The organism is Pseudomonas sp. LBUM1663, assembly GCF_059695905.1.
Map to the genome: position 1 here is coordinate 6,498,687 of NZ_CP166792.1, position 22,758 is coordinate 6,521,444.

The window sequence follows — 22,758 nt, forward strand, 5'->3', positions numbered from 1 at the left end:
GTTTACGGCTGCGACTGCGGCTGGACCGCGGCCGGATCTAGCTGCTGAAAAGGTTGCAGAACGGTTTCGCGTTGCTCGCCCAAGACCCAGGCGAAACCCGAATACATCACCACCAGGCAGACCACGGTGAACAGCACCACCATCCACGCCGGCACGATGCGCACCAGGCTGCGGCGCTGATCGTTCAAGCCTTCCCAATGTGGCGAAAGCTCACGTGGCACGTCGCCGCGCAACTGACGGATCTGGCGATACAAGGCGTCGCGGATGCCTTCGAGTTCGAGCATGCCGCGGGCTTGCACGCGGTACTTGCCTTCGAAACCGAGGGACAGGCACAGGTACATCAGCTCCAGCATCGGAAGGTGCTTGACCGGGTTTTTCGACAGGCGATCCAGCAACTGGAAGAACTTCTCGCCACCGAAGGTTTCGTTGTGGAAGCTGCTGAGCAGGCTCATCTGCGACCACTCGCTTTCGTTACCCCACGGCGTGGTGACGACGGCTTCGTCGACCACGGTGCAGAGCACGTAACGCGCGGCCATCACCTGGCTGCTTTCGGCGCCGTTGTGCAGGGCGCGCACTTCAAACAGTTTCAACCCGGCGGTCAGTCGCTCGTTGAGCGCGTACATGTCTTCGCGGGTGTCGCTGTGCTTGAGGCGCACCACTTCCGACAACAGATCGGACGCGGCGGCCACCAGCGAATTGAGGCTGATGTTGAAGGATTCCGCCGGGCGCAAACGCGCGGCGTAAATCATCCGTTCTTCGAGCTGTTCGAAACGCGGCGGTGCGGCGAAATCGGTGAGCGGACTCTGCGCCGGGCCGTGGCCCTGGCGGTCGAGCAGGACGGTTTTATCGTCCTGGTTATGTTCCATGTCCTTGATCATGTCGGTCAGTTCCTGATGGCCCAGAATTTCAGTTCAAGCTCGGCGAATTCGCCGGACACGTGGAACGCGAAGCCGCCGGAGCGCTCGAGTTGTGCCAGGTCTTCGGAACTGAGTTCGAGAATGAAATAGGTTTTGTTGGAGTGGAACGCGATCTGCCGTGGTGCCACCGGCAACGGTTTGACCTTGATGCCCGGCAGGTGCAGGTTGACCAGTTGGCGGATGCGCTCCACCGGGCCGACCTTGAGGTGCGCCGGCAAGCGGTGGCGCAGTTCTTCGGAATCGCAGTTGGCACTGGCCGCGAGCACGAACGACGCCGAGCCCAGCAGTTTGTGGTCGTGCAATGGCGAGACGATGATTCCGTACTGACGCGCTTGCAGGACCAGTTCGATGGCGTGCTGTTCGAGCACCATCGACAGCACCTGACGAATCGCTTCCATCAGTTTGCGGAAGCTCGCGCCCTGGTCGCTGTGCTGGTAACGGCTGTCCAGACGCGGGCGTTTGCTGTCGCTGGAGAAGGTCGCCAAGTCGCCGAGCATGGTCAGCAGCGTGCGGTACAACTCTTCCGGGTGAACCTGCTCCAGGCCGAGGTAGTGCCGCAGCAGCAGTTCGGTGCGGTTGATCAGTTGCAGCATCATGAAGTCGCCGACTTCCGCGCCACCGACCTTGCCGTTGGAACGGATGCGCTCGGCGATGGTGTCGCCCCGGTGACCGAGCATGCTGATCACTTCTTTCAGACACGACAGCAGGTAGCTGGAGGCATGCGCCTGAATGTAGGTCGGCACGAAGTCCGGGTCGAGGCTGATCACGCCGTCGGGCGTGGTATCGAGCACTTCGCAGATCTTCAGCTTCACGTAGGCCTGGTCGCTTTGCTGCTCGCCGAGCAACAGTTTGAAATCCGGGCGGCCGCAGCTGACCTGGCTCGCGGAATCGTCACCGGCGTTGGAGTCGGCGACTTCCGCTTCATACGCGGTGTAGCGCGCCAGCACGTCGGATTGCTCCGGGCGGCGCGACTCGATGTGATTGCCGGTGACCAGCGGCAGCGCCAGGTAGATCGGCGTGTTGCCGGTGTTCGGTGGCACGTCGAGGGCCAATGGCTCGGTGTTTCCGCCGAGTTCGAACAGGCTGCCGTCCGGCAGAATCCCCGAGGCCTGACTGATCACCAGTTTGCCCATGTTGAGGAACTGCAAATCGATTTCCAGATTGAGGAAGCCCCAGGTGTAGCTGCCCAGCAACTGAGTGCGGGTCTTCATCTGGTGGTCGTAATAGCGGTCGTTATGCTGGAAGTGCTGCGGACGCAGCAGCATGCCTTCCTGCCAAATGACTTTATGGGAGTTCATGTTCAGTCATCCGCCTTGGCGAGCGTTTCGTTGCTGTTGCGAATACCGGCCTGATCGAGGGTCAAATCAGCGTCGGTGACTTCCACCGGGGTGACTTGCACCGTGTAGCGCCATTTGGTTTCCGGCAGGTCACGGTAGGCAGCGAGGATGCCGACGTAGCGACTGCCCTCCTCCACGCTGAGCTTGAGCTCGACGGTTTCGCCCGGGCGCAGTTCGAGTTCTTCGCTGGCCACCAGGTCCGGGGCCAGGGATTCCTTGGCGCGCTCGTACAAGCTGAAGAAGTCAGCGTTCTCGAAGGTCACCGGGTGCTTGAGCTCAAACAGGCGCACGACGATCGGCGACGGACGACCGTTGAGGTCCGGGTTCAGCTGATCGCTGGCAGTGAGCTTCAGGTTGAGCTTGGTGACGTGAGAATACGGCGACAGCGACGAGCAGCCGGCCAGCAGCACCAGGGCCGCGAACGCCGTCAGCGTCTTGAAAAAAGCGGTCGAGCAGCGAGACATGCGCATCATCCTTGGTGGTCGGTGTGAAGGGTGGAAATCAGGCGAATCTGTTCTTCGTAGGCCTGAGCAAAGTCGCGGGCCAACAGGCGCTCGCTCCAGTCATCGTCCTGGCGCAGGGCCTGGTGATAACGGCCATACGCTCTCCAGCGGCTGCCGGACGTGGCCAGAATCGGCTTGTTGTCGCGTTCGAAACGCAAGGTCAACTGCTCTGGCGAGAAGTGTTCCAGCGTGCCGCGAACGGCGGCGCGGCTGGCGGTCAGCAAGGCCACTTGATGCGCCTGCAAATCACGGAACGAGCGAGAGATCGCTTGCTCGGCCGGCAACTGACCCGGCTTGTTCGGCTGCAGCAAAATACCCAGCGCTTCACCCGCATCAACGGCGAATTTCAGCGGGTTTTTGTGGGTGCCTTGAACGAGGGTCTGGGCCAGGCGCAGTTCGTTTTTCAGTTCGCTGCGGGTGCGCAGGCTCTGCTGCAAACCGCCGACGCTCTGCTTTAGCAAGCGTGCTGCATTCAGCGCCAGGGCTTCGCGAGCGTCATGGTCGAGGCCTTTGAGGTCCACGCCCAGCGCCGCACCGAAGTGCTCCCAGAAACCTTCGCTCTGACGCTCGACGGCTTTCGGCGGTGGCGCGGGCGCTGGCTCTGCCGGGGCGTTGATCAGCTCCGGGACCATCAGGCTTTCCATGTCGATGCGGGCGTAGTCGGCGCGCTGACGGGTGTCCTCGATGGTGGTGCTCGGGGAGATCAGCTCGTCGATTTCCGAATACACGCGCTCTTGCTGATCGAGGGCGTTCAGCGGATCGAGGTCAAGGAACGCATCATCAGGAATGATGCTGCCGGCCGCTTGCGGGCGGCCGACTTCCACGTCGAAAGTCGCCGGGTCGCGCACCAGTCGCGCACGGATCTCGAAATCACCCAGCACGTACACGCTGCCGTGTTCGATGCGCATCGCTTCGCCCTTGCGCAGGCGCGCGCCGCTTTCGCTGTCCTGGATACCGTTGCTGCTGGTATCGGTCAGGAAAAACGTGCCTTCGCGGTAGCTGATCACCGCGTGGTGGTTGGACAGGTGACGCTTGCGGTCGGGAATGATCCAGTCGCAATCCTCGCCACGCCCAATCACGCCACCGGCCTGCTTGAAGGTCTTCTGGCACAAATCCGTGGGCACGAACTGCTTGGTGTTCAGCATTTCGAAAACCAGTTCCATGGTGATACTCCTTGCGGTCACTTGCCGCGATTGACCGCCTGCGGATCACCCAATGGGCGATAGGTGTTGTCGTTGAATTTGTAATTGCCGCTACAGCCGCCGAGGCCGCATAAAACGAAGAGGGTCAGCAGGACGGCTTGCCAGTGACGAACAGGCATCAGAGGGTCTCCATGGGTAGACAAAGCACAAAGCGCCGACCCGGTTGGGCGGCGCTATCGAAAGCTAATGAAATGGGTTGTGGGGCTCTAATCCGGTGGTTAGAGCCGATCCCCTGTGGCGAGGGAGCTTGCTCCCGCTCGGCTGCGCAGCAGTCGTAAATCAACGAATGCGGTTTGACTGAGGCACTGCGGCGCATGGTTTTGGGGCTGCTGCGCAGCCCAGCGGGAGCAAGCTCCCTCGCCACAGGGAATGTGCTGGCCAAAGCAAGCATTCCAGCCAGAGTTATTGGTGGGTAGAAAATGGGGTTAACCATCGAAATCACCCAGGTTGATATTCAAGCGCCCGAGGCGGTACAGCAGCGTGCGGCGTGGCAGGCCTAGTTCGCGGGCGGCGAGGGTCTGGTTGCCGTCGTTTTTGCGCAGGCAATCGAGCAGCAGAGTGCGTTCGACCTGCTCCAGGCGCTCGCGCAGGTTCAGGCTGTTGTCTTCCGGCATGGCTTCCATGCGCAGGGAGAAATGCTCGGCCAGCAACTCGCCGCCCTCGCACAGCAGCACCGCGCGTTCGACCAGGCCTTTGAGCTCGCGCACGTTGCCGGGGAACGCATAGCCGGACAGGTGATCCAGCGCCGCATCGGACCAACGCACCGCATCGCGCTGCAAGAACGAGCACGCCTTCTCGGCGAAGTGACGGGCCAGGTCGAGGATGTCGCCTTCGCGTTGACGCAGGGCCGGCAACTCGATCGGGAATTGCGCGAGGCGGTAGTACAAGTCCTCGCGGAATTTGCCTTCGCTGACCAGCACCGACAAATCCCGGTGCGTCGCGGCGATGATGCGCACGTCGATTTTGTGGGTGTCGTTGGAGCCCAGCGGGCGGATCTCGCCTTCCTGCAACACGCGCAGCAGCTTGGCTTGCAGGGACAACGGCATGTCACCAATTTCATCGAGCAGCAAGGTGCCGCCATTGGCCGCATCGAACAGTCCGGCACGGTCGCGGTCCGCGCCAGTGAACGCGCCTTTGCGGTAGCCGAACAGCTCGCTTTCCAGCAGGTTCTCGGGGAACGCCGCGCAGTTCTGCACGATGAACGCCTGGGAACGGCGCGGGCCGCAGTCGTGAATCGCGCGCGCGACCACTTCCTTGCCGGTGCCGGTTTCGCCACGCAGCAGCACGGTGTAAGGGCTGTGCAGGACTTTGCTGATGAGCGAATACGTCTCGCGCATGGCCTTGCTCTTGCCGATCAGGCCGTAACCGCTGGCGCTCGGAATGCTGGCCTTCAGCGGTCTCGCCTCCCCTGTCGGTTGCCGCAATCGCTGCAATAGATGCAGTTGGCCCAGCACGAACGAACCCAGTTGAGCGAGGGAATCGGCAAAGCCTTGCAGGTCGATGTGCCGGCGACTGGCGCACAGCAGCAAGCCTTCAACGGCCTTCTGCTGATTGACCAGCGGCACGCACAACAGCGACTGCCAAGGCGTGGCCTGCGGTGGCAGGAAACTGGTTTCGTGCAGGCTGCCGCTCAACTCGCTGAGGCTCACCACGCGGTTCTGGCACAGGGCGAATTGCAGCAGTTGTTCACCGTTGTAATCCGCCGGCAGGCTCTCCGCTTCCCGGGGTTGCAGGATGCCGTTGAGGCACTCGGCGTTCATCCCCAGGCATGTGTGGGTCGCGTCCAGCAGGTACAGCTGCGTCAGCTCGCAACCACTGAGTTCGGCCAACCCGCGCACGAAGTCACCCAGCAGCGCAGCACCGTCCGCCGCGCGCGACAGGCTGGCGAACTGCGCCAGCAAGGCTTCGGCATAGACCAGCGGTTGCGGCACTTGAGTGAACATCACACCCACCTCAGGCGAACTCGCACATCACGCTGGCGCCGCCGTCGAGCGTCGCGTGGACACGCTTGAGGCTTTCACCGGTGGCCATCGCGTCGAGCAAGCGGTCGGCCACCAGCGGCAGCACGTGCAGGTCGAGCAAGTGGTCGATCAGACGCGCGCCGCTGTCGCTTTGGGTGCAACGTTCGGCCAGGTGATCGACGAGGTCTTGCGAGTAGGTGAAATCCAGCTGACGACGGTTCAGGCGTTCGCCCAGACGACCGAGTTTGATCTCGATCAACTCGCGCAGCACCGGGCCGCCCACCGGGTAGTAAGGCACTACACGCATCCGCGCCAGCAGCGCTGGTTTGAAGTGCTTGCTGAGCACCGGGCGGATGGTTTCTTCGAGGACTTCGGCCGATGGGCGTGCGCCGTTTTCGCAGAGTTCGCTGATGCGGTCGCTGCCCAGGTTCGAGGTCATCAGGATCAACGTGTTGCGGAAGTCGATCTCGCGCCCTTCGCCGTCGTTGGCCACGCCTTTGTCGAAGATTTGGTAGAACAGGTTGAGCACGTCAGGGTCGGCTTTTTCGACCTCATCCAGCAGAACGACCGAGTACGGCTTCTGACGCACGGCTTCGGTGAGCATGCCGCCTTCGCCGTAACCGACGTAGCCCGGTGGCGCACCGATCAGGCGCGAGACGGTGTGCTTCTCCTGGAACTCGGACATGTTGATGGTGGTGATGAACCGATCACCGCCGTACAGCAAGTCGGCCAGGGCCAGCGCGGTTTCGGTTTTACCCACGCCACTTGGGCCGACCAGCAGGAACACGCCCACCGGCGCATCAGGTTTGTTGAGGCCGGCAGCGGTGGCGCGCATTGAGCGGTCCAGGGCGTGGACCGCTTGCTCCTGACCACGAATGCGGGTGCGCAGGTCTGTGGCGAAGCTCGCGACCTTGGCGTTGTGCTCGCGGGCCAGTTGCGCCAATGGCACGCCGGTCCAGGCGCTGATCACTTCAGCAACCAGACGCGGGCACACTTCGAAGCTCACCAGACGCTCTTTGATCTGCAGCTCGGTCAGGGCTTTGTGCGTTTCGTTGAGTGCGGCTTCCAGGGTTTCGACGCTGTGCGCTTCGTCCACCGGCAGGGTTTCGATCACGGTGCCTTCGGCGTCTTCTTCAACCGTGACGATTGGCTCGACGGCTGCCGCTTCACGAGCCTTGGCCAGTTGCTGACGCAGGTCCAGCAGGCGCTCGGCCAGTTCTTTCTGTTCGGTCCACAGGGTTTCCAGTGCGACCATTTCCTCTTCGGCAGCCGCCAGACGATCTTCCAAAGCGTCCAGCGCTTCGTGATCAATCAGCAAGCCTGCTTCGGCGTCGCGGCGCAGGGCCTGACGCTGACGGCCACCTTCGGCCAATTCGCCACGCAGCCGTTCGAGGCTTTCCGGAGCGGCGGCGAGGCTGATGCGAACGCGAGCGCACGCGGTGTCGAGGACGTCGACGGCTTTGTCCGGCAGCTGACGGCCCGCGAGGTAACGCGCCGACAATTCCGCCGCCGCCACCACCGCGTCATCGCGCAGGTAGATGCCGTGGCTCTTCTCGTACACCTGAGCCAGACCACGGAGGATGGTCACCGCTTCGCTGACGGTCGGTTCGTGCAGTTGCACTGGCTGGAAGCGACGGGCCAGGGCCGGGTCTTTTTCGAAGTATTTTTTGTACTCTGCCCACGTGGTGGCGGCGATGGTGCGCAACTCGCCACGAGCCAGGGCTGGCTTGAGCAGGTTGGCCGCGTCCGATCCGCCAGCGTTGCCGCCCGCGCCAATCAGGGTGTGGGCTTCGTCGATGAACAGGATGATCGGTTTTGGCGAGGCTTTGACTTCGTCGATCACGCCTTTAAGGCGACGTTCGAATTCACCTTTGACGCTGGCGCCGGCCTGCAACAGGCCCATGTCCAGCGACAGCAGTTCGACGCCTTTCAAGACTTGCGGCACTTCACCGGCGGCAATGCGCGAGGCCAATCCTTCGACGATGGCGGTTTTACCGACGCCGGCTTCACCGACCACGATCGGGTTGTTCTTGCGGCGACGGGCAAGGATGTCGACCATCTGACGGATCGCGCCATCGCGGCACAGCACCGGGTCGAGTTTGCCGTCGCGGGCCTGTTGAGTCAGGTTATGCGTGAAGCGCTCCAGCAGCGATTCACCCGGTACGGCGGATTTGCCAGTGGCCGGTTGTTCTTTCTGCGACAGGGCGAATTCTTTCAGGCGTTCGATGTTCAGTTTGGCCAGCAACGACTGGTAGCGGCTGCCGGCGTAGCGCATCGGGTTGCGCAGCAGCGCGAGGATCAACGCAGCTTGCTCGACCTGGCTCTGGCCCAGTTCAAGGTTGGCCACCAGCAACGCGTCTTGCAGCCACTGCACCAGTTCCGGGGCGAACACCGGATTGCGCGAGGCGCTGTGCTCGACCCGCGATTGCAACGCGGCGCTCAGTTCGCCAGCATCCACTTCGGCGTCTTGCAGCGCGCGTGCGAGCAGGCCCTGCGGGCGCTCCAGCAGGCCGAGCAGCAAGTCTTCGACGAGGATTTTGCTGCCGCCACGGGCGACGCAACGTTCGGCCGAACTTTCCAGGTCACGACGGGTTTCGGCGTCCAGCGCCTGGATAAGTTGTTGCAGGTCTACGTTGATCATGGGTCATCTGTCCTTAATGAATTTTGCTGCCCAGGGTTACCACGCCGTCCGCTTTTTCGCGGCCCAGCCAACTGGTCCATCCCAGGCGACAGGCGTTTTGCTCACCGATGCGCAGTTCGCGGATTTCTTCCTGGCGCAACACCAGGCGAATGTCGTAATCGAGCGGATCACGCAGGGTGAACCGCACCAGCGCGCACAGCGGCTGGTAACCGAAACCGATCGGCAGGAATTCGTGGAAGCGTTGCCAGTCGAGTTCGCGGATGTGAATGCGGAATTTGCCGCTGCGGTCGCGCACGTGTTCGCCCAGCACCAGGTCTTCGCCAAGCAGGCTGTTGGCGCGGCCCAAACGATTGCGCTGCTCGTCGAGAATCTCCACGCGACGCTCGATGCATTGCTCGATGGTCAGTTCAGCGTGCTTGAAGTAGTAACGCAGCACCGCTTCGATCAGCGCCGCCGAGTGCGCCCGCAAGCTGAGCAGGCCGAGGTACGGCAGCAGGCGCTTCCAGTTCAGCTCCTGGGCCTTGCGGATCTCTTCGCCGCCAAGGCCGATCAGCGCAAACAGCTGGGAAGAAAACGGATCGAGCGCGCCGCTCTCGAAACTGGCGCGGTATCGGTATTTGCGCCAGATCGGCAGCATCAGCCGTTGCAGGCGATGGTGGAACAAGTCGAGGAAGTTGCGGGTTGGGTTGCCGTCTTCGCTGTCGCCCAAGGCTTGCTCACCGTAAAACGCCGGCAGCGGCGAGCCGGAACCGACCAGGCCGATCAGGTTGAAACGCAGGCGCGCGCGCATCTGTCCGTGCTCGTGGAAAAACTCCACGCGATCGACGTCGCTGCCCGGGAAACCCAGGCTCGGGTTGGCCTGGAATTCGAGCTGGTCGTACAGATCGTCCTGGCTCAGGTGCGGGTGGGCCTCGCGCAGCCGGTCAACCACCAGCAGCACGGCCTGAAACAGCGAGTACTCGCGTATTCCTCGGGTCAGTCCGCTTAAAGAAGCGGCTGAAGGCCCATACGTGGTGTCCATTGGTACACCTCTCCCTGTGTGCTTTTTACCCGCAGCTCGTGGTACGAATTGAGACTGGCGTAAAGCGCGAAAAACTCGTTAAGAACCGAGGCGAAAACGAACAGGTCGCCCTCACCGATATACCCTTCCGGGTCGATGGTCAGCTCGGTGCGCAACCCGCGAACCGGCAACCCCCGGTGCAACCGGTCTACGTGTTGGTGCTTGATCGACTTGAGCCCGCCCAGCAGGCGTTTGCTGACTTTTTCAGCGTGTTGGTCGTAGTAGCGCGGCAGGTCGTAGGTTTCCAGAATCACCTTCAACGCGTTGACGTCGGCCAGGGACAGGTAGTTGAGCGACATGTTGCTGATCAGCTTCCAGAGGAAGTCGCGGTTCAGCGGCGGCGCGTAACTCGGGGTAGCCGGAGTGATGTTGCGGAAACTCAGGAACTCCGGCGTCTCTTCGCAGGCCTGGCTGATGTCGCCGAGCTTGAGCTTTTTGGGCAGGTTCTGGTTGGTGCACATCAGCTCGATCGACAGGGTTTCGTGGGCTTCGGTGTGGCGGATGCCGAAGCTCAGGTAGGTGTCGAGGCCGTCGTGCAACAGGGACGAACGCTGGCGGATGCTGTAATGCGGACGGCTGTTGGGCACGTCGAAACTCGGGTCGTGCTCGAAGGATTCGAACGGCACGTATTCCTGATACCCGAGACCGCCGGGCTTCCATCCCGTGACGGTTTCCACCGAGAACACGCCGCAGTTCTGCAGATCGAATTCGGCGGGCAGCAGCAGGTATTCGTCTTGCTTGCCGTCGAGGCGAATCGGCAGTGCGTCGTGCTTGAACAGGTTAACGATGGGCGTGCAGTAGAGCTTCACATTGTCCAGCGTCGGACGCATGCGCAGGATGCCGCTCTTGCGAATGTCGAAACGCAATTCGAGGCCGCGTACCTGTTTGAGGGTGTCTTCCGGCAGCGCTTTGAGCAGGTCCAGACCGTTGATATCGACGAACAGGAATTTGTCCTGGAAGGCGAAGTATTCCTGCAGGTAGCGATAGCCACGGAAGGTGTTCAGCGGATAGGGGATCAACGCTTCTTCTTCGGCAAAACCTACCGGTTGCACACGGTCGCCGGGCATCTTGAACGCCATCGGCGTGCCGTTGACGCCATTGATGGGTTTGCCGGCGCCATCCAGCGGGATCAGTTCGATGCCTTCCAGATTGCGCAGCAGGCTCAGGTAGAGCATCTGACTGATGTAGCGCTCACCGGCGAAGTGCAGACGCAAACGGCTGAGTTCGAGTTCGCCGAGGTGACCGTCAGCACTCATCTCCAGACGCAGGCTCAACAACGAACCGTCGCCCTTCACCGAGTAATTCAGCGCGGCCAGATCCAGCGGCAACACTTCGGTCGGGTAGCAGGTGCGGAAGCGGCAACGCACGTCATCGATCGGCACGCTCTCAACTGGAGTGTCGCGCTCGACCATCAACGCAGGACCCGAACGCTTCAGCGGGTCGAACTGCAAAATGCTGAACGCCGGCAGCGGCCGCATGTAGTTGGGCCACAGCAGATGCATCAACGAATGGCTCAGCTCCGGCAACTCGTCGTCGAGCTTCTGGCGCAGGCGCCCGGTCAGGAATGCAAAACCTTCCAGCAACCGCTCCACGTCCGGATCCCGCCCGGCCTGACCCAGGAAAGGCGCCAACGCCGGGCTACGCTCGGCGAATCGACGACCTAACTGGCGAAGTGCGGTGAGTTCGCTTTGGTAGTAGTGGTTAAACGACACGGGTTACCTGCCTGGTATTGAATCTCATGAAAAAACTGTTCTGTAGCGTGCAAGTGACATCATTACAATCCACCGCTCGGAAACAGGCACGGAAACAACCATAAAAATAAAGCACTACTAAACCACAGACTTAGTAGCGCTATATGTTTCGACATTCCTGACGCACTCCATCCGACAACAATCCCATAACCGACTGAAGCTTGAATTAGAGCGAAAGAGATCAGGCTTAGAGGTAACGAAACAGTATAAGTATACGGTTCGATCGTACCAGTCTTAGCCACAACAAATATCTCGTACAATGCGAACGGCAAAACCAATGCGACAGCCGAAGCCAGTACTGATCTTGTGATTAGAGCTCTATTCATAACGACCATAGTCTGTTCACAGTCTTATTTTAGTCTCACCGGGCTCAGCTTGAGGGCAGTTCCATCCTGCAAATAAACATCATCCCCGCCGTCATACCCAAGCAAGTCCTTGCTGGAAAGCTTGCCTTCACCGCTACCCTCGTATTTCACCCAACCCTCGGACCAGATATCGCCGCTCTCGTAACGGACTTCAATGTAATAGGCCGGGGGATTTGCTTTGGTGATCTCAAAAAAAACACCACCGTCCTGCGCCCCACTCCAGTAAGCATTGGGATGATCTTTCAAAGTCGGTACCTTTCTGTCGGAGCGATCAATCAATGAGTAAGCAACAACCGCCAACATCAACGTCATCGCTAAAAGAGAGATGACGGACCATTTCAGCAGCTTCACTTCGTGATCTCCAGCGTGTCTGTAGCAAATGTATAGTCCAAATCCGGCTCGCTAAATTGGAACTGAGTAATATAAGCGCTTGGCACGACAACACGCGTACGGAATGGAATAGAAAAGCCGACAGACTCTGCCAGATCAGTCGCGAAAGTTACGCAGTTATGATTACCGAGATCATACTCTTGCCGCTTATCATTGGTATTCTCGGCCTCTTTTTCCTTTAGCCACGCCAGTGCTTTATCGAAGACAGCACCTCTTAATACGACCCCAGTAATATTTCCTGACTGACCATGTTTAGCAGCAATATGTCTTAACGTTTTCTTAAGGGATGATTCAGTAATCGCTCCACCTTTCAGTACGACGTCAGGGATTTGCCCAACACGTACACGACCAGCAGGACCCGGGCCTGGATATCGACCATATTCATAATATTTCGCCTGCCCGGTTTTCCCATTAATGATTAGAACCCCCGCATGCCCAAGATACGGAGCGCTACCGCCTGGGATTTCAATCTTCCTACCGAATAATGTCGTCTGATAACCGTCGATATGAATTTTATAGTCAGGAAAAACTACCGGAATAACGTAGTCCTGGTCGCCAACCAAATAGACCGGGACGGGCGCTACTTCTACGGCCGGCGTTGTGGCTACCGTTGTGACTTGAGCGGCTTGAGCCATTTCACTCCCCCCGCAAAAGCCAGTTTGGCTTGGCAGCAAACTGGACGTTTTGTGATTGTGCTTTTTTACCTAACGATTTAGAGAGTCCCGCCTCATCGGTAACCCCTTGAACCTCGGTGCCGTCCTCAAGAATTGCCACATAGGAGACATTCTTGAGTGGCGCTCCAGTTGCCGAATCCAGCAATTGAACACACACATCAAACCCAAATATGTTCAGTGGTACCGGCGGAATAAACGGCACCGGAGAATGCGAATTCCCGATAATCACCGTCCCGGACCCGGCCGTAACCTTGTTGCCATGGGTCCCGACGGAATCCACCGTCGCAGCCGGTTTGCCGTTGATCAAAACCGTCGTCGCCAATCCGCCCGACATCGCACCACCACACGCCGAGGCATCGCCTTGGCGGGCGGCCGCGAGGCCGTCGAAGAAGACGTCGCCGGAACCGGCAGCGATCGGGTTGGTGCCGTGGCCGGGGAGCGGGCAAGCGGTGGGGTCGGATACGCGGGCTGCTGGTTTGCCGGACATACGAATCTCCTTAGTTGACCTTGACTTGACCGCTGCCATCCAGGCGCGCGGCGAAACTGACCTGACGCTTGAAACCATCAACTTCCAGCAAGCCTTCGATGCTGAAGGACAGGCGAAGCTGATCGTGGTCACGCGGCAGGGAGATGACACGCACATTGCTCAGGCGTGGCTCGTAGGCTTCGATGAAATTTTCGATGGCCAGACGGGCCTGACTCAGGGAGTCGTGCAGGCTCAGACGCATGTCATTGAGATCGGGTAGCCCGTAATCGGACAGCGTTTGCACGCTGCCCGCACGGGTGCTGAGCATCTTGGCCAGATGGGCAGCCACGGACGCCATGGCGGAGACCTCGCGGCTCCAGCCGACGCGTTTGTCCGCGTCGCCACCCAGGCGTTCGAAAAGGCTGCCGTATCCAGTCATGACTCAGGCTCCGCTTACTCTTTGTCCAGCTTGCCAACCAGCGACAGGGTGAAATCTGCACCCATGTACTTGAAGTGCGGGCGCACGTTCAGGCTGACGCGGTACCAGCCAGGCTCGCCTTCAACATCGCTGACGATGATCTGGGCAGCGCGCAGTGGACGACGGCCACGGACTTCGGCGCTTGGGTTTTCCTGGTCGGCCACGTACTGGCGGATCCACTTGTTGAGTTCCAGCTCGAGGTCGGTACGTTCTTTCCACGAACCGAGTTGCTCGCGCTGCAGCACTTTCAAGTAGTGAGCCAGACGGTTGACGATCATCATGTACGGCAGTTGGGTGCCGAGCTTGTAGTTCAGCTCTGCTGCCTTGCCTTCTGCGCTGATGCCGAAGAACTTCGGCTTCTGCACCGAGCTCGCGGAGAAGAACGCCGCGTTGTCGGAGCCTTTGCGCATGGTCAGGGAGATGAAGCCTTCCTCGGCCAGTTCGTATTCACGACGGTCGCTAACCAGAACCTCGGTAGGAATCTTGGTTTCGATTTCGCCCATGCTTTCGAAGTGGTGCAACGGCAGGTCTTCAACCGCGCCACCGCTCTGCGGGCCGATGATGTTCGGGCACCAGCGGAATTTGGCGAAGCTGTCGGTCAGCTTGGTGCCGAACGCGTAGGCAGTGTTGCCCCACAGGTAGTGCTCGTGGCTGTTGGCGACGGTTTCTTTGTACACGAACGATTTAACCGGGTTTTCTTCCGGGTCGTACGGGTTACGCAGCAAGAAACGCGGCACGGTCAGGCCAACGTAACGGGAGTCTTCCGACTGGCGGAAGCTCTGCCATTTGGCGAATTGCGGGCCTTCGAAGTGATCTTTCAGATCCTTGAGGTCCGGCAGGCCGGTGAAGCTTTCCAGGCCGAAGAATTTCGGGCCGGCAGCCGCAATGAACGGTGCGTGCGACATGCAGGCTACGCTGGACACGTACTGCATCAGTTTCACGTCCGGCGAGCTTGGGGACATGAAGTAGTTGGCGATGATCGCGCCCACCGGCTGACCACCGAACTGACCGTATTCAGCGGTGTAGATGTGCTTGTACAGACCCGATTGCATCACTTCCGGCGAATCGTCGAAATCGTCCAGCAGGTCTTCTTTGGAGACGTTGAGGATTTCAATCTTGATGTTTTCGCGGAAGTTGGTGCGGTCGACCAGCAACTGCAGGCCACGCCACGACGATTCCAGGGACTGGAAGTCAGGGTGGTGCAGGATTTCGTCCATCTGGCGGCTGAGCTTGGCATCGATCTCGGCGATCATGCGGTCGACCATGGCCTTCTTGACCGGCTCACCGTTGTTCTGCGGCTTGAGCAGCTCTTCGATGAACGCCGACACACCGCGTTTGGCGATGTCGTAGGCTTCGTCGTCCGGCGTCAGGCGGGTTTCGGCGATGATGCTGTCGAGAATGCTGTATTCGCCGTTCTCTTTGCTCTTTTGCTGTGCTGCGCTAGTGCTCATTGTGTTGGCTTCCTTGGCTGATAGAGACTCAGGCGTCCTGGGCTGCGGCGTTCAAGCCCAGCTCACCCAGTACGCGACCGCGGGATTCGTCGTCGGCGAGAACGCCTTCGATGGCTTTGCGGAACGCAGGCGCGTTACCCAGCGGGCCTTTGAGGGCCACCAGCGCGTCGCGCAGTTCCATCAGTTTTTTCAGCTCAGGCACTTGCTCGACCAGCGAGGCCGGGTTGAAGTCCTTCATCGAGTTGACGCGCAGTTTCACGGCCAGTTCTTCAGTGTCACCTTCTTCCTGAAGACGGTTCGGCACGCTCAGTGTCAGGGTCAGCTCTTGCTTGGCCAGCACTTCGTCAAACGTCATTTTGTCGATGCTGATCGGCTTGCGATCTTCGACTTTGCGTTCATCCTTGCGGTGGGTGTAGTCACCGATTGCCAGTAGTTTCAACGGCAGTTCGATCTCTTCCTGTGCACCACCGGTGGCAGGTTTGAAAGTGACGTTGATGCGTTCCTTGGGGGCTACCGAGCCTTCTTTGGCCATGGCTTTTCTCCTTGCGGTTGTGGCCCTGGGGCCTATTCGAGTACCACTTCGAGATCGAGGTGGCACAGCCTGCGATAAATCTCTTCCTTGCGTTCACGTACAGCATGGTTCTGCGGCAACAACTCGCAGCAGCTATGCAGTAAATGCAGCACTTCCAGCGCAAGATCGGGCTCCCAGGCGTTCAGGCCTGAGTCCTGTAATGTTTGGTCGAGTGTTTCGAGTTGGGTCCTGGCCAGTTCGTACTTCTTGGCCATGAAGCACAGCCGCGCCAAGGCGAACTGCCAGAAAAATCGCGCCCGCCCGCCTTGAGCGCCCTGCAGGCCCTGCTTGAGGATCTGCACGGCGGCCTTGAGGCCGTCTTTGCGCAGGATCGGCAGGACTTCTTCGAGGGCCACTTCCCAGGCTGGCTGGGTGTCGGCGACTTCGACCTTGCGTGGCGCACTGGCGCTTTGCAGGTGCGGCATGACGTTAGCGCTGATCCAGGCACGGGTGGCCGGATCGGCAAACGGCGCGCCGTCGTGGAAACGCAATTCGACGATGCCGGGCAGGCGCTGAATCAAAAGCGCGAAGTGGATTTCCACTTCGCGCATTGCCATCTCGGCGTTCAGGCCCTGAAGGCACTCCCAGACCATTCGCTGGCCATCGAACCAGAACGGCGCCTTCGCCAGGCTCGCCTCCAGTTCCACCAGCAGGTCGGCGTATTTGGCCTGGTCGTAACGGTCCTGATAGGCCTTGAGCTTGTCGGCGGGCAAGCCGCGCAGCACGGTGATTTGCTCGGCGTTGCGCTCAGGCACCGCGTCGATGGGCAGCCACAGCAGCGTGCGGTTAAGGCGCAGGGCGCGCAGGTCGGTGGCTTTCTGCTTGAGCCACCAGGCACACAACGGACGGGCGCTTTCCTGCTGAGCGCGCAGGGCCTTGTGGGCTTCTTTTTCGTTGTCGATCGGTGCGCCGGGGGTGAACAGCTGCGTGGCGGCCTGTTTGACCTGGGCCACCGCAGCGCCCACCACGCCGGGTTCCGGCTGGTTGTCAGCGGCGCGTTGCACCATGTTTTTCAGGCGGCGGGAGATCGGCAGCAGCAGCGGCGCGTCGTCGCTCAAGTGCTCGGTGCAAGCGGCATCGAGGCCTTCAAGGTGCTCGACCAGCCGCCGGAACATCGGCAACTGCTCTTTGATCGCAACGTTTTCGGTCAGCACTTGCTCGAGACGCGGCACCAGCCAACTGATCGCAGCGGAGCGGGTACGGGCCTTGCTCGGGTGAACTTCGGCCCAGTGGTTCTCGCACAAGTGGTGCAACAAACCGAGGCCGGCCAGCAGGCCTTGGAAGGATTCGCGCTGGTACAAGGCCCACGTCAGCCAGGCGCCGACCCGCAAATCCTTGGATTGGGTACGCAGCAGGTTTTCGCTGTTTTCACGGATTTTCAGCCAGTCGATCTGACCGCTTTCGTGCATGGACGAGGCTTTCGCCAGCTCGCTTTCCAGTGCCTCATATTCGCTCGAAAAGCGAACGTCCTCGCCCGCGAAATTCTCTTTGGAAACAGAGGCTTTTGCGAGATCAAGGTAATGAGCAGAAAGTTTGCTTGAGTAGGACATCCATGGCCTTTAATTAGGATTACAGTCGAACGCCAACTGCAGTTGCAGCGGCGCGGGACAGTATCAAAGAGCTGCGATGAGTCTCATCCAATTGAGTACGTGCTCTTTCAAGTGGGCGCATCGTAATCACAATGATGGCCACTAGCAAGCATCTGATTAAACAACAAGACGAAGTGTTGTTTATTACGTGTAGGAGATTTCCCTATATGTGCAAGGGGATTCCCTGATACCAATTAAATTTTTACCCCTTCATTGGACAGCGCTGAAAGCATTGAGGCAGAGCGGTCGCCGGCACCTTCATCAAACCGGGGACGGCACCTCCATGGCAGCAGGGTTGAAGCATGCCAACAATAAAAGCGAATGAATGTAGGAACTATCCGAAAGATTGCGGTCATCTGTGAACGGAACGAAGAGCGACAACGGAGAATTAAGAAAGTGCCATCTCCGTGATGGCACTTTATATAAAGCGGTCATTTTAAGGGCGAGGGCGCGAGCATTTGGATGAGGGCAGTTCTTTTCCAGAATGTATTAATCAGTCCACGAAACACATATACAAAACAAAAGGCCGTGCATAAAAAATGGGCACCCGGTTCAATCGGTGTGCCCATTTTTCAATACGGTTCTCCCCATTATTCAGGGAGTTCGCCGCAATTATGGATTAACGCTGTCTTTCAACGATTTGCCTGGCTTGAACGCAACAGTGTTGCTGGCCTTGATTTTGACAGGCTCACCGGTTTGCGGGTTTTTGCCGGTGCGCGCACCGCGGTGGCGTTGCAGGAAGGTACCGAAGCCCACCAGCGTGACGCTGTCCTTGCGGTGCAGAGCGCCGGTGATTTCTTCGAGAACGGCGTTGAGAACGCGGTTGGCCTGCTCTTTGGTGAGATCTGCTTTTTCAGCGATTGCAGCGGCGAGTTCTGGTTTACGCATTAGTGAAGCCCCTTTGACGGTTTTTTGTTGTTATGTCCGTGCTGTTCTCGTTGGAACAGCGCCCAAAGCGCCGCAGGTGCTCTACTCTGCGGCAGACGGGAGTGAGAATGGCACGCACGGAAGAGCCGCGCCAGTCTCGGCGCGACCTTTGTAGGGGCAAAAGCGGGGTGATTCCGACAGAACGACCGGTATTTACGCCAGCAGTGCCGGAAGCTCTTTGTTGAGGGCCAGTTTTTCCATCACCGCCGCGCCTGTCAGGGCATAACCGAGCAGTTTTCCGCTGGCATCGCGGCATAAAGCCTTGATGTCCGCGCCCTGCCCTTCGACCGTCCAGACGCCCTCCAAACCCCGTGGCGGCGGTGAAACCACCAACGGGCAGACCGGGGTTTTCACGGTGATTGGCATCGGGCCGTAACTCACGGCGGTGGGGTTACCGGCGAGGGTTTGCGCCAGCGCTCTCGCACAGCTCATGAGGGGCATGACGTACAAAAGATTCAGCCCATCGACCTCGGCGCAGTCGCCCAGGGCGTAGATATTGGCGTGGGAGGTTTTCAGGTGGCGATCGACCACAACGCCTCGATTGACCTGCACACCGGCCGCAGCCGCCAGATCGATACGCGGACGCAGGCCAATGGCCGAGACCACCACGTCGCAAGCAATCACCTGACCATCGGACAGATGCGCCTCTACGCCGTCTGCCACGCGCTGCAAGCGGTTGAGCACCGGCCCAAGGTGGAAACGCGCGCCCAGGCTTTCCAGGCCGGCCTGCACCGCGGCGGCTGCCGCCGGGTGCAATAGCGTCGGCATGACTTGCTCGCACGGTGCAACCAGTTGCACCTCGTAGCCGCCGAGGATCAGGTCATTGGCGAACTCGCAACCGATCAGGCCGGCGCCGAGCAGCAACACCCGGCGCTTGCCGGCCGCTGCCGCGCGAAAGCGGGCGTAATCTTCGAGGTCGTTGATCGGGAACACCACATCAGCCGCGTCGCCTTCGATGGGCACCCGCACGGTTTCCGCGCCCCAGGCCAGGATCAGGTCGCGATAAATCACCGCTTCCTCACCGATCCACAGGCGTTTGTGGCCCGGATCGATGCCGCTGATGCGCGTGTGGGTACGCACTTCTGCCTTCAATTGCTCGGCCATGGTGCCGGGTTCGGCCATGCTCAGGCCGTCGGCATCTTTGTTCTTGCCGAATCCGGTGGAGAGCATCGGTTTGGAGTAGGAGCGTCCGTCATCGGCGGTAATCAGCAGCAACGGGGTTTCGCCATCGAGTTTGCGAAACTCGCGGGCCAGGTTGTAGCCAGCCAGCCCGGTGCCGACGATCACGACAGGTGCGTTCATTCCTTACTCCTCTGGTGCTTTGTTAGTTGATTTCGATCATTTCGAAATCCATCTTGCCGACGCCGCAGTCCGGGCACAGCCAGTCTTCCGGTACGTCTTGCCACTGCGTGCCCGGCGCAATGCCATCGTCCGGCCAGCCGTCGGCTTCGTTATAGATCAGGCCGCAGACCACACATTGCCACTTTTTCATTCAGGTACTTCCTCAGGATTCAGGCTTATTGCCGGCGCGAACGGTCGATGGTTGGAGCGCTGCCGTCGGGCTCAGGGGCGTTTTGTACTGATCGGGCCCGGCAGATGCAAGCGTGTTCGGCGCAACGGCGGCCCGGACCCATCAAAATCGCTGGCTGACATGGTAAGCTCGCCGCCTCATTTGCTGCCAATAATGACTCACTGTGCCGCACTCAAACTCCCCGCTGTGGCTCACCCAAAGCCAACTCACTCCCCTCCCCGACGCCTCAACTCTCGACTGGCTGTTCGACGAAGGCTCCCTGACCCGACGCCTGATCCGTTTGTCGAATGACCGTTTCAGCGTCACGCCTCTGTTCGAAGGCTGGCAACCGCTGCGCGCCGACGAATGTGCTGCATTGGATCTGGCCGAAGCTAGCGAGGGCTGGGTGCGCGAGGTGTATTTGCGCGGTCATGGAGAGGCGTGGGTGTTTGCCCGCAGCGTGGCGGCGCGCAGCGCCTTGCAGGGCGACGGATTGCACATGGACGAATTGGGCAGCCGCTCCCTGGGCGAATTGCTGTTTTGCGATCACGCGTTCCAGCGCCGTGCGATTGAGGTTTGTCACTACCCTCAAACATGGTTGCCGATGGAGTGTCGGACACCGGAACTGTGGAGCCGTCGTTCGCGTTTTGACCGTGGCGCCCTGAGCGTGCTGGTGGCCGAAATCTTCCTGCCGACCTTGTGGAATGCCACCCGCGCCCACCCGGAGAACTGTTGATGTACCAGAGCCTGCTCAAGTCCCTGAACCGCTTGAACCCTCGGGCCTGGGATTTCATTCAGCTGACGCGCATGGACAAGCCGATCGGCATTTATCTGCTGCTGTGGCCGACGCTGTGGGCGCTGTGGATTGCCGGCAAAGGTTCGCCCTCCCTGGCCAACGTGGTGATTTTTGTTTTGGGCGTGATTCTGACCCGCGCCGGTGGCTGCGTGATCAACGACTGGGCGGATCGCAAGGTCGACGGCCACGTGAAGCGCACCGAACAGCGCCCTTTGGTCAGCGGCAAGATCAGCTCCAAAGAAGCTCTGGTGTTCTTCGCATTGCTGATGGGCGTGAGTTTCCTGTTGGTGCTGTGCACCAATGCGGCCACGATCTGGTTGTCCTTTGGCGGTTTGGCACTGGCCTTCAGCTACCCGTTCATGAAGCGCTATACCTATTACCCGCAGGTGGTGCTGGGTGCTGCTTTTTCTTGGGGGATGCCGATGGCGTTCACCGCCGAAACTGGTGAACTGCCCGCGGCGGCGTGGTTGCTGTGGATTGCCAACCTGCTGTGGACCGTGGGTTATGACACGTATTACGCGATGACCGACCGTGACGACGACTTGAAAATCGGCGTGAAATCCACGGCGATTCTTTTTGGCGACGCGGATCGGGTGATCATCCTGACCTTACAGGCGCTGGCGCTGGGCTGCTTATTGCTGGCCGGGTCGAAATTCGAACTCGGGGGCTGGTTCCACTTGGGACTGCTGGCGGCGGCAGGCTGTTTCGCGTGGGAATTCTGGTACACCCGCGGCAAGGACCGGATGCGTTGCTTCAAGGCGTTTTTGCACAATCACTGGGCCGGGTTGGCGATTTTTGTCGGGATCGTGCTGGATTACGCGCTGCGCTGAAAAATTGGAAGGATCGCAGCCAGCGGCCAGCTTCTATTTTGCTCAGAGCGACGCTGTAGGAGTGGCCGCAGGCTGCGATCTTTTGCGGTTTGCAATATCCGTTACATATGCTCGCGAACAACGTGCCAGACGTCCTTCATCTTGTCGCCCGTCATATCTCCAGGAGCCTTGTCCTTCATGAAGTAATACAGCGGCTTGCCGTTGTAAGCCCACTGCATCATGCCGTCGTCACGTTTGATAATGGTCCATTTCCCTTCAGCTTTGTCGCCTGCTTTTGCCTCCAGCGGTGGCCAGTTTTTTGCACATTCACCTGTACATACCGACTTGCCCCCAGTGTCCTTGTCAAACGTGTACAGGGTCATGCCCTTGTGGTCGACCATCATGTCGCCTTTCATCATGCCCGGCTCAGCCGCGAAGGCCATGGCCGGCAACGAAAACGCCGCGACCAGCAGCAGGGCCTTGAAGGATTGCGAGATGTGCTTCATGGAAACCTTCCTTTTGTGGTTGTCAGGATTCGGACTTAGAGCTTAGTTCAGGATCATGACAATCGCCGAGCTGCTAAATTGTTGTCACACGACTGCAATAATTCCGTTATCTAATGCGGCGCAAGACAGTTAAATGACAAGAGGATTAATGGCATGGTTGGCAGGAGCATTCTGATCGTCGACGACGAAGCGCCCATTCGCGAAATGATCGCCGTTGCGTTGGAAATGGCCGGCTATGACTGCCTGGAGGCCGAGAACTCCCAGCAGGCCCACGCCATCATCGTCGACCGCAAGCCGGACCTGATCCTGCTCGACTGGATGTTGCCCGGCACGTCCGGTATCGAGCTGGCCCGTCGCCTCAAGCGCGATGAGCTGACCGGGGACATCCCGATCATCATGCTCACCGCCAAGGGTGAAGAGGACAACAAGATCCAGGGCCTGGAAGTCGGCGCAGACGATTACATCACCAAACCGTTTTCTCCCCGTGAGCTGGTGGCGCGCCTCAAAGCCGTGTTGCGCCGGGCCGGTCCAACCGATGGCGAGACGCCGATCGAAGTCGGCGGCCTGCTGCTGGACCCGATCAGCCACCGCGTGACCATCGACGGCAAACCCGCCGAGATGGGCCCGACCGAATACCGCCTGCTGCAATTCTTCATGACCCACCAGGAACGGGCCTACACCCGCGGCCAGTTGCTGGATCAGGTCTGGGGCGGCAACGTGTATGTCGAAGAGCGCACCGTCGACGTGCACATCCGCCGCCTGCGCAAAGCGCTCGGCGATGCTTACGAAAATCTGGTACAAACCGTGCGCGGCACCGGTTACCGGTTTTCCACCAAGGCCTGACTCGGACCTTT

Annotated in this window: 23 protein-coding genes; 3 read left to right on the forward strand and 20 right to left on the reverse strand. The window is 59.8% G+C overall.

Annotated elements, in window-relative coordinates; translation table 11 throughout:
• Positions 1-2 precede the first annotated feature (2 nt).
• The 19 genes from icmH to ACA075_RS29930 all read right to left on the reverse strand — a co-directional run bounded on the left by icmH (position 3) and on the right by ACA075_RS29930 (position 19,775).
• Entirely contained in the window at positions 3-878 is an 876-nt protein-coding gene (gene icmH / locus ACA075_RS29840; protein WP_461977899.1) for a type IVB secretion system protein IcmH/DotU, read from the reverse strand.
• Positions 879-883: 5 nt separating this feature from the next.
• Positions 884-2,215, reverse strand: a complete 1,332-nt coding sequence (gene tssK / locus ACA075_RS29845; protein ID WP_094469962.1) for a type VI secretion system baseplate subunit TssK — start codon at positions 2,213-2,215, stop codon at positions 884-886.
• 2 nt (positions 2,216-2,217) lie between these two features.
• Positions 2,218-2,718: a type VI secretion system lipoprotein TssJ gene (tssJ, locus tag ACA075_RS29850; RefSeq protein WP_094469961.1), complete on the reverse strand. Its 501-nt coding sequence runs from the start codon at positions 2,716-2,718 to the stop codon at positions 2,218-2,220.
• Between the two features lie 5 nt (positions 2,719-2,723).
• Entirely contained in the window at positions 2,724-3,920 is a 1,197-nt protein-coding gene (tagH, locus tag ACA075_RS29855) for a type VI secretion system-associated FHA domain protein TagH (protein ID WP_497296675.1), read from the reverse strand.
• A 17-nt stretch (positions 3,921-3,937) separates the two neighbouring features.
• Complete coding sequence (locus ACA075_RS29860) at positions 3,938-4,078, reverse strand: type VI secretion protein (RefSeq protein ID WP_497296676.1); 141 nt, start codon at positions 4,076-4,078, stop codon at positions 3,938-3,940.
• A gap of 306 nt (positions 4,079-4,384) precedes the next feature.
• Positions 4,385-5,902 carry a sigma-54 interaction domain-containing protein gene (locus tag ACA075_RS29865; RefSeq protein ID WP_497296677.1) on the reverse strand — a complete coding sequence of 506 codons (1,518 nt, stop codon included), beginning with the start codon at positions 5,900-5,902 and terminating at the stop codon, positions 4,385-4,387.
• 10 nt (positions 5,903-5,912) lie between these two features.
• A complete protein-coding gene (gene tssH / locus ACA075_RS29870; RefSeq protein WP_497296678.1) occupies positions 5,913-8,561 on the reverse strand; it encodes a type VI secretion system ATPase TssH in 2,649 nt (882 codons plus the stop codon).
• A gap of 13 nt (positions 8,562-8,574) precedes the next feature.
• Positions 8,575-9,582, reverse strand: coding sequence for a type VI secretion system baseplate subunit TssG (gene tssG, locus ACA075_RS29875; RefSeq protein ID WP_010465275.1), 1,008 nt, complete (start codon positions 9,580-9,582; stop codon positions 8,575-8,577).
• On the reverse strand, positions 9,546-11,333 hold the full coding sequence (gene tssF, locus ACA075_RS29880) for a type VI secretion system baseplate subunit TssF (protein WP_497296679.1): 1,788 nt from the start codon (positions 11,331-11,333) through the stop codon (positions 9,546-9,548). Before tssF ends, tssG begins: the two co-directional genes overlap by 37 nt.
• Before the next feature lie 389 nt (positions 11,334-11,722).
• On the reverse strand, positions 11,723-12,088 hold the full coding sequence (locus ACA075_RS29885; protein WP_497296680.1) for a hypothetical protein: 366 nt from the start codon (positions 12,086-12,088) through the stop codon (positions 11,723-11,725).
• Entirely contained in the window at positions 12,085-12,762 is a 678-nt protein-coding gene (locus tag ACA075_RS29890) for a hypothetical protein (RefSeq protein WP_497296681.1), read from the reverse strand. Before ACA075_RS29890 ends, ACA075_RS29885 begins: the two co-directional genes overlap by 4 nt.
• Position 12,763: 1 nt before the next feature.
• Positions 12,764-13,288, reverse strand: coding sequence for a PAAR domain-containing protein (locus ACA075_RS29895; protein WP_497296683.1), 525 nt, complete (start codon positions 13,286-13,288; stop codon positions 12,764-12,766).
• 10 nt (positions 13,289-13,298) lie between these two features.
• Complete coding sequence (gene tssE, locus ACA075_RS29900) at positions 13,299-13,706, reverse strand: type VI secretion system baseplate subunit TssE (RefSeq protein ID WP_008150080.1); 408 nt, start codon at positions 13,704-13,706, stop codon at positions 13,299-13,301.
• A gap of 14 nt (positions 13,707-13,720) precedes the next feature.
• Positions 13,721-15,196 (reverse strand): type VI secretion system contractile sheath large subunit, encoded by a 1,476-nt coding sequence (gene tssC / locus ACA075_RS29905; RefSeq protein WP_109626782.1) that lies wholly within the window; start codon positions 15,194-15,196, stop codon positions 13,721-13,723.
• A 28-nt stretch (positions 15,197-15,224) separates the two neighbouring features.
• The gene (gene tssB / locus ACA075_RS29910; protein WP_403099869.1) at positions 15,225-15,728 is read right to left on the reverse strand and encodes a type VI secretion system contractile sheath small subunit; all 504 of its coding nucleotides are present in this window, start codon (positions 15,726-15,728) and stop codon (positions 15,225-15,227) included.
• Between the two features lie 32 nt (positions 15,729-15,760).
• Positions 15,761-17,317 carry a type VI secretion system protein TssA gene (tssA, locus tag ACA075_RS29915; protein ID WP_497296684.1) on the reverse strand — a complete coding sequence of 519 codons (1,557 nt, stop codon included), beginning with the start codon at positions 17,315-17,317 and terminating at the stop codon, positions 15,761-15,763.
• A 651-nt stretch (positions 17,318-17,968) separates the two neighbouring features.
• On the reverse strand, positions 17,969-18,244 hold the full coding sequence (locus tag ACA075_RS29920; RefSeq protein ID WP_003213368.1) for an HU family DNA-binding protein: 276 nt from the start codon (positions 18,242-18,244) through the stop codon (positions 17,969-17,971).
• 192 nt (positions 18,245-18,436) lie between these two features.
• Positions 18,437-19,585, reverse strand: coding sequence for an NAD(P)/FAD-dependent oxidoreductase (locus tag ACA075_RS29925; RefSeq protein WP_497296685.1), 1,149 nt, complete (start codon positions 19,583-19,585; stop codon positions 18,437-18,439).
• Positions 19,586-19,607: 22 nt separating this feature from the next.
• Positions 19,608-19,775, reverse strand: coding sequence for a rubredoxin (locus tag ACA075_RS29930; RefSeq protein WP_074872076.1), 168 nt, complete (start codon positions 19,773-19,775; stop codon positions 19,608-19,610).
• A gap of 202 nt (positions 19,776-19,977) precedes the next feature.
• Between ACA075_RS29930 and ACA075_RS29935 the strand changes: the two genes are divergently transcribed.
• Together ACA075_RS29935 and ubiA are read left to right on the forward strand one after the other, a co-directional pair.
• On the forward strand, positions 19,978-20,529 hold the full coding sequence (locus ACA075_RS29935) for a chorismate--pyruvate lyase family protein (protein ID WP_497296686.1): 552 nt from the start codon (positions 19,978-19,980) through the stop codon (positions 20,527-20,529).
• The gene (ubiA, locus tag ACA075_RS29940) at positions 20,529-21,419 is read left to right on the forward strand and encodes a 4-hydroxybenzoate octaprenyltransferase (RefSeq protein ID WP_497296687.1); all 891 of its coding nucleotides are present in this window, start codon (positions 20,529-20,531) and stop codon (positions 21,417-21,419) included. The genes ACA075_RS29935 and ubiA overlap by 1 nt, the downstream gene beginning before the upstream one ends.
• Before the next feature lie 101 nt (positions 21,420-21,520).
• On the opposite strand, the gene ACA075_RS29945 is transcribed toward ubiA, so the two are convergent.
• Positions 21,521-21,904, reverse strand: a complete 384-nt coding sequence (locus ACA075_RS29945) for a COG4315 family predicted lipoprotein (protein ID WP_094469949.1) — start codon at positions 21,902-21,904, stop codon at positions 21,521-21,523.
• Between the two features lie 153 nt (positions 21,905-22,057).
• Between ACA075_RS29945 and phoB the strand changes: the two genes are divergently transcribed.
• A complete protein-coding gene (gene phoB, locus ACA075_RS29950) occupies positions 22,058-22,747 on the forward strand; it encodes a phosphate regulon transcriptional regulator PhoB (protein WP_008150066.1) in 690 nt (229 codons plus the stop codon).
• Positions 22,748-22,758: the final 11 nt, after the last annotated feature.

Bases quoted from the DNA above. Each gene is read 5' to 3' on its own strand.
- icmH (WP_461977899.1), bottom strand. From the start codon at position 878: ATGATCAAGGACATGGAACATAACCAGGACGATAAAACCGTCCTGCTC.
- tssK (WP_094469962.1), bottom strand. From the start codon at position 2,215: ATGAACTCCCATAAAGTCATTTGGCAGGAAGGCATGCTGCTGCGTCCG.
- tssJ (WP_094469961.1), bottom strand. From the start codon at position 2,718: ATGTCTCGCTGCTCGACCGCTTTTTTCAAGACGCTGACGGCGTTCGCG.
- tagH (WP_497296675.1), bottom strand. From the start codon at position 3,920: ATGGAACTGGTTTTCGAAATGCTGAACACCAAGCAGTTCGTGCCCACG.
- ACA075_RS29860 (WP_497296676.1), bottom strand. From the start codon at position 4,078: ATGCCTGTTCGTCACTGGCAAGCCGTCCTGCTGACCCTCTTCGTTTTA.
- ACA075_RS29865 (WP_497296677.1), bottom strand. From the start codon at position 5,902: ATGTTCACTCAAGTGCCGCAACCGCTGGTCTATGCCGAAGCCTTGCTG.
- tssH (WP_497296678.1), bottom strand. From the start codon at position 8,561: ATGATCAACGTAGACCTGCAACAACTTATCCAGGCGCTGGACGCCGAA.
- tssG (WP_010465275.1), bottom strand. From the start codon at position 9,582: ATGGACACCACGTATGGGCCTTCAGCCGCTTCTTTAAGCGGACTGACC.
- ACA075_RS29890 (WP_497296681.1), bottom strand. From the start codon at position 12,762: ATGGCTCAAGCCGCTCAAGTCACAACGGTAGCCACAACGCCGGCCGTA.
- ACA075_RS29895 (WP_497296683.1), bottom strand. From the start codon at position 13,288: ATGTCCGGCAAACCAGCAGCCCGCGTATCCGACCCCACCGCTTGCCCG.
- tssE (WP_008150080.1), bottom strand. From the start codon at position 13,706: ATGACTGGATACGGCAGCCTTTTCGAACGCCTGGGTGGCGACGCGGAC.
- tssC (WP_109626782.1), bottom strand. From the start codon at position 15,196: ATGAGCACTAGCGCAGCACAGCAAAAGAGCAAAGAGAACGGCGAATAC.
- tssB (WP_403099869.1), bottom strand. From the start codon at position 15,728: ATGGCCAAAGAAGGCTCGGTAGCCCCCAAGGAACGCATCAACGTCACT.
- tssA (WP_497296684.1), bottom strand. From the start codon at position 17,317: ATGTCCTACTCAAGCAAACTTTCTGCTCATTACCTTGATCTCGCAAAA.
- ACA075_RS29920 (WP_003213368.1), bottom strand. From the start codon at position 18,244: ATGCGTAAACCAGAACTCGCCGCTGCAATCGCTGAAAAAGCAGATCTC.
- ACA075_RS29925 (WP_497296685.1), bottom strand. From the start codon at position 19,585: ATGAACGCACCTGTCGTGATCGTCGGCACCGGGCTGGCTGGCTACAAC.
- ACA075_RS29930 (WP_074872076.1), bottom strand. From the start codon at position 19,775: ATGAAAAAGTGGCAATGTGTGGTCTGCGGCCTGATCTATAACGAAGCC.
- ubiA (WP_497296687.1), top strand. From the start codon at position 20,529: ATGTACCAGAGCCTGCTCAAGTCCCTGAACCGCTTGAACCCTCGGGCC.
- ACA075_RS29945 (WP_094469949.1), bottom strand. From the start codon at position 21,904: ATGAAGCACATCTCGCAATCCTTCAAGGCCCTGCTGCTGGTCGCGGCG.
- phoB (WP_008150066.1), top strand. From the start codon at position 22,058: ATGGTTGGCAGGAGCATTCTGATCGTCGACGACGAAGCGCCCATTCGC.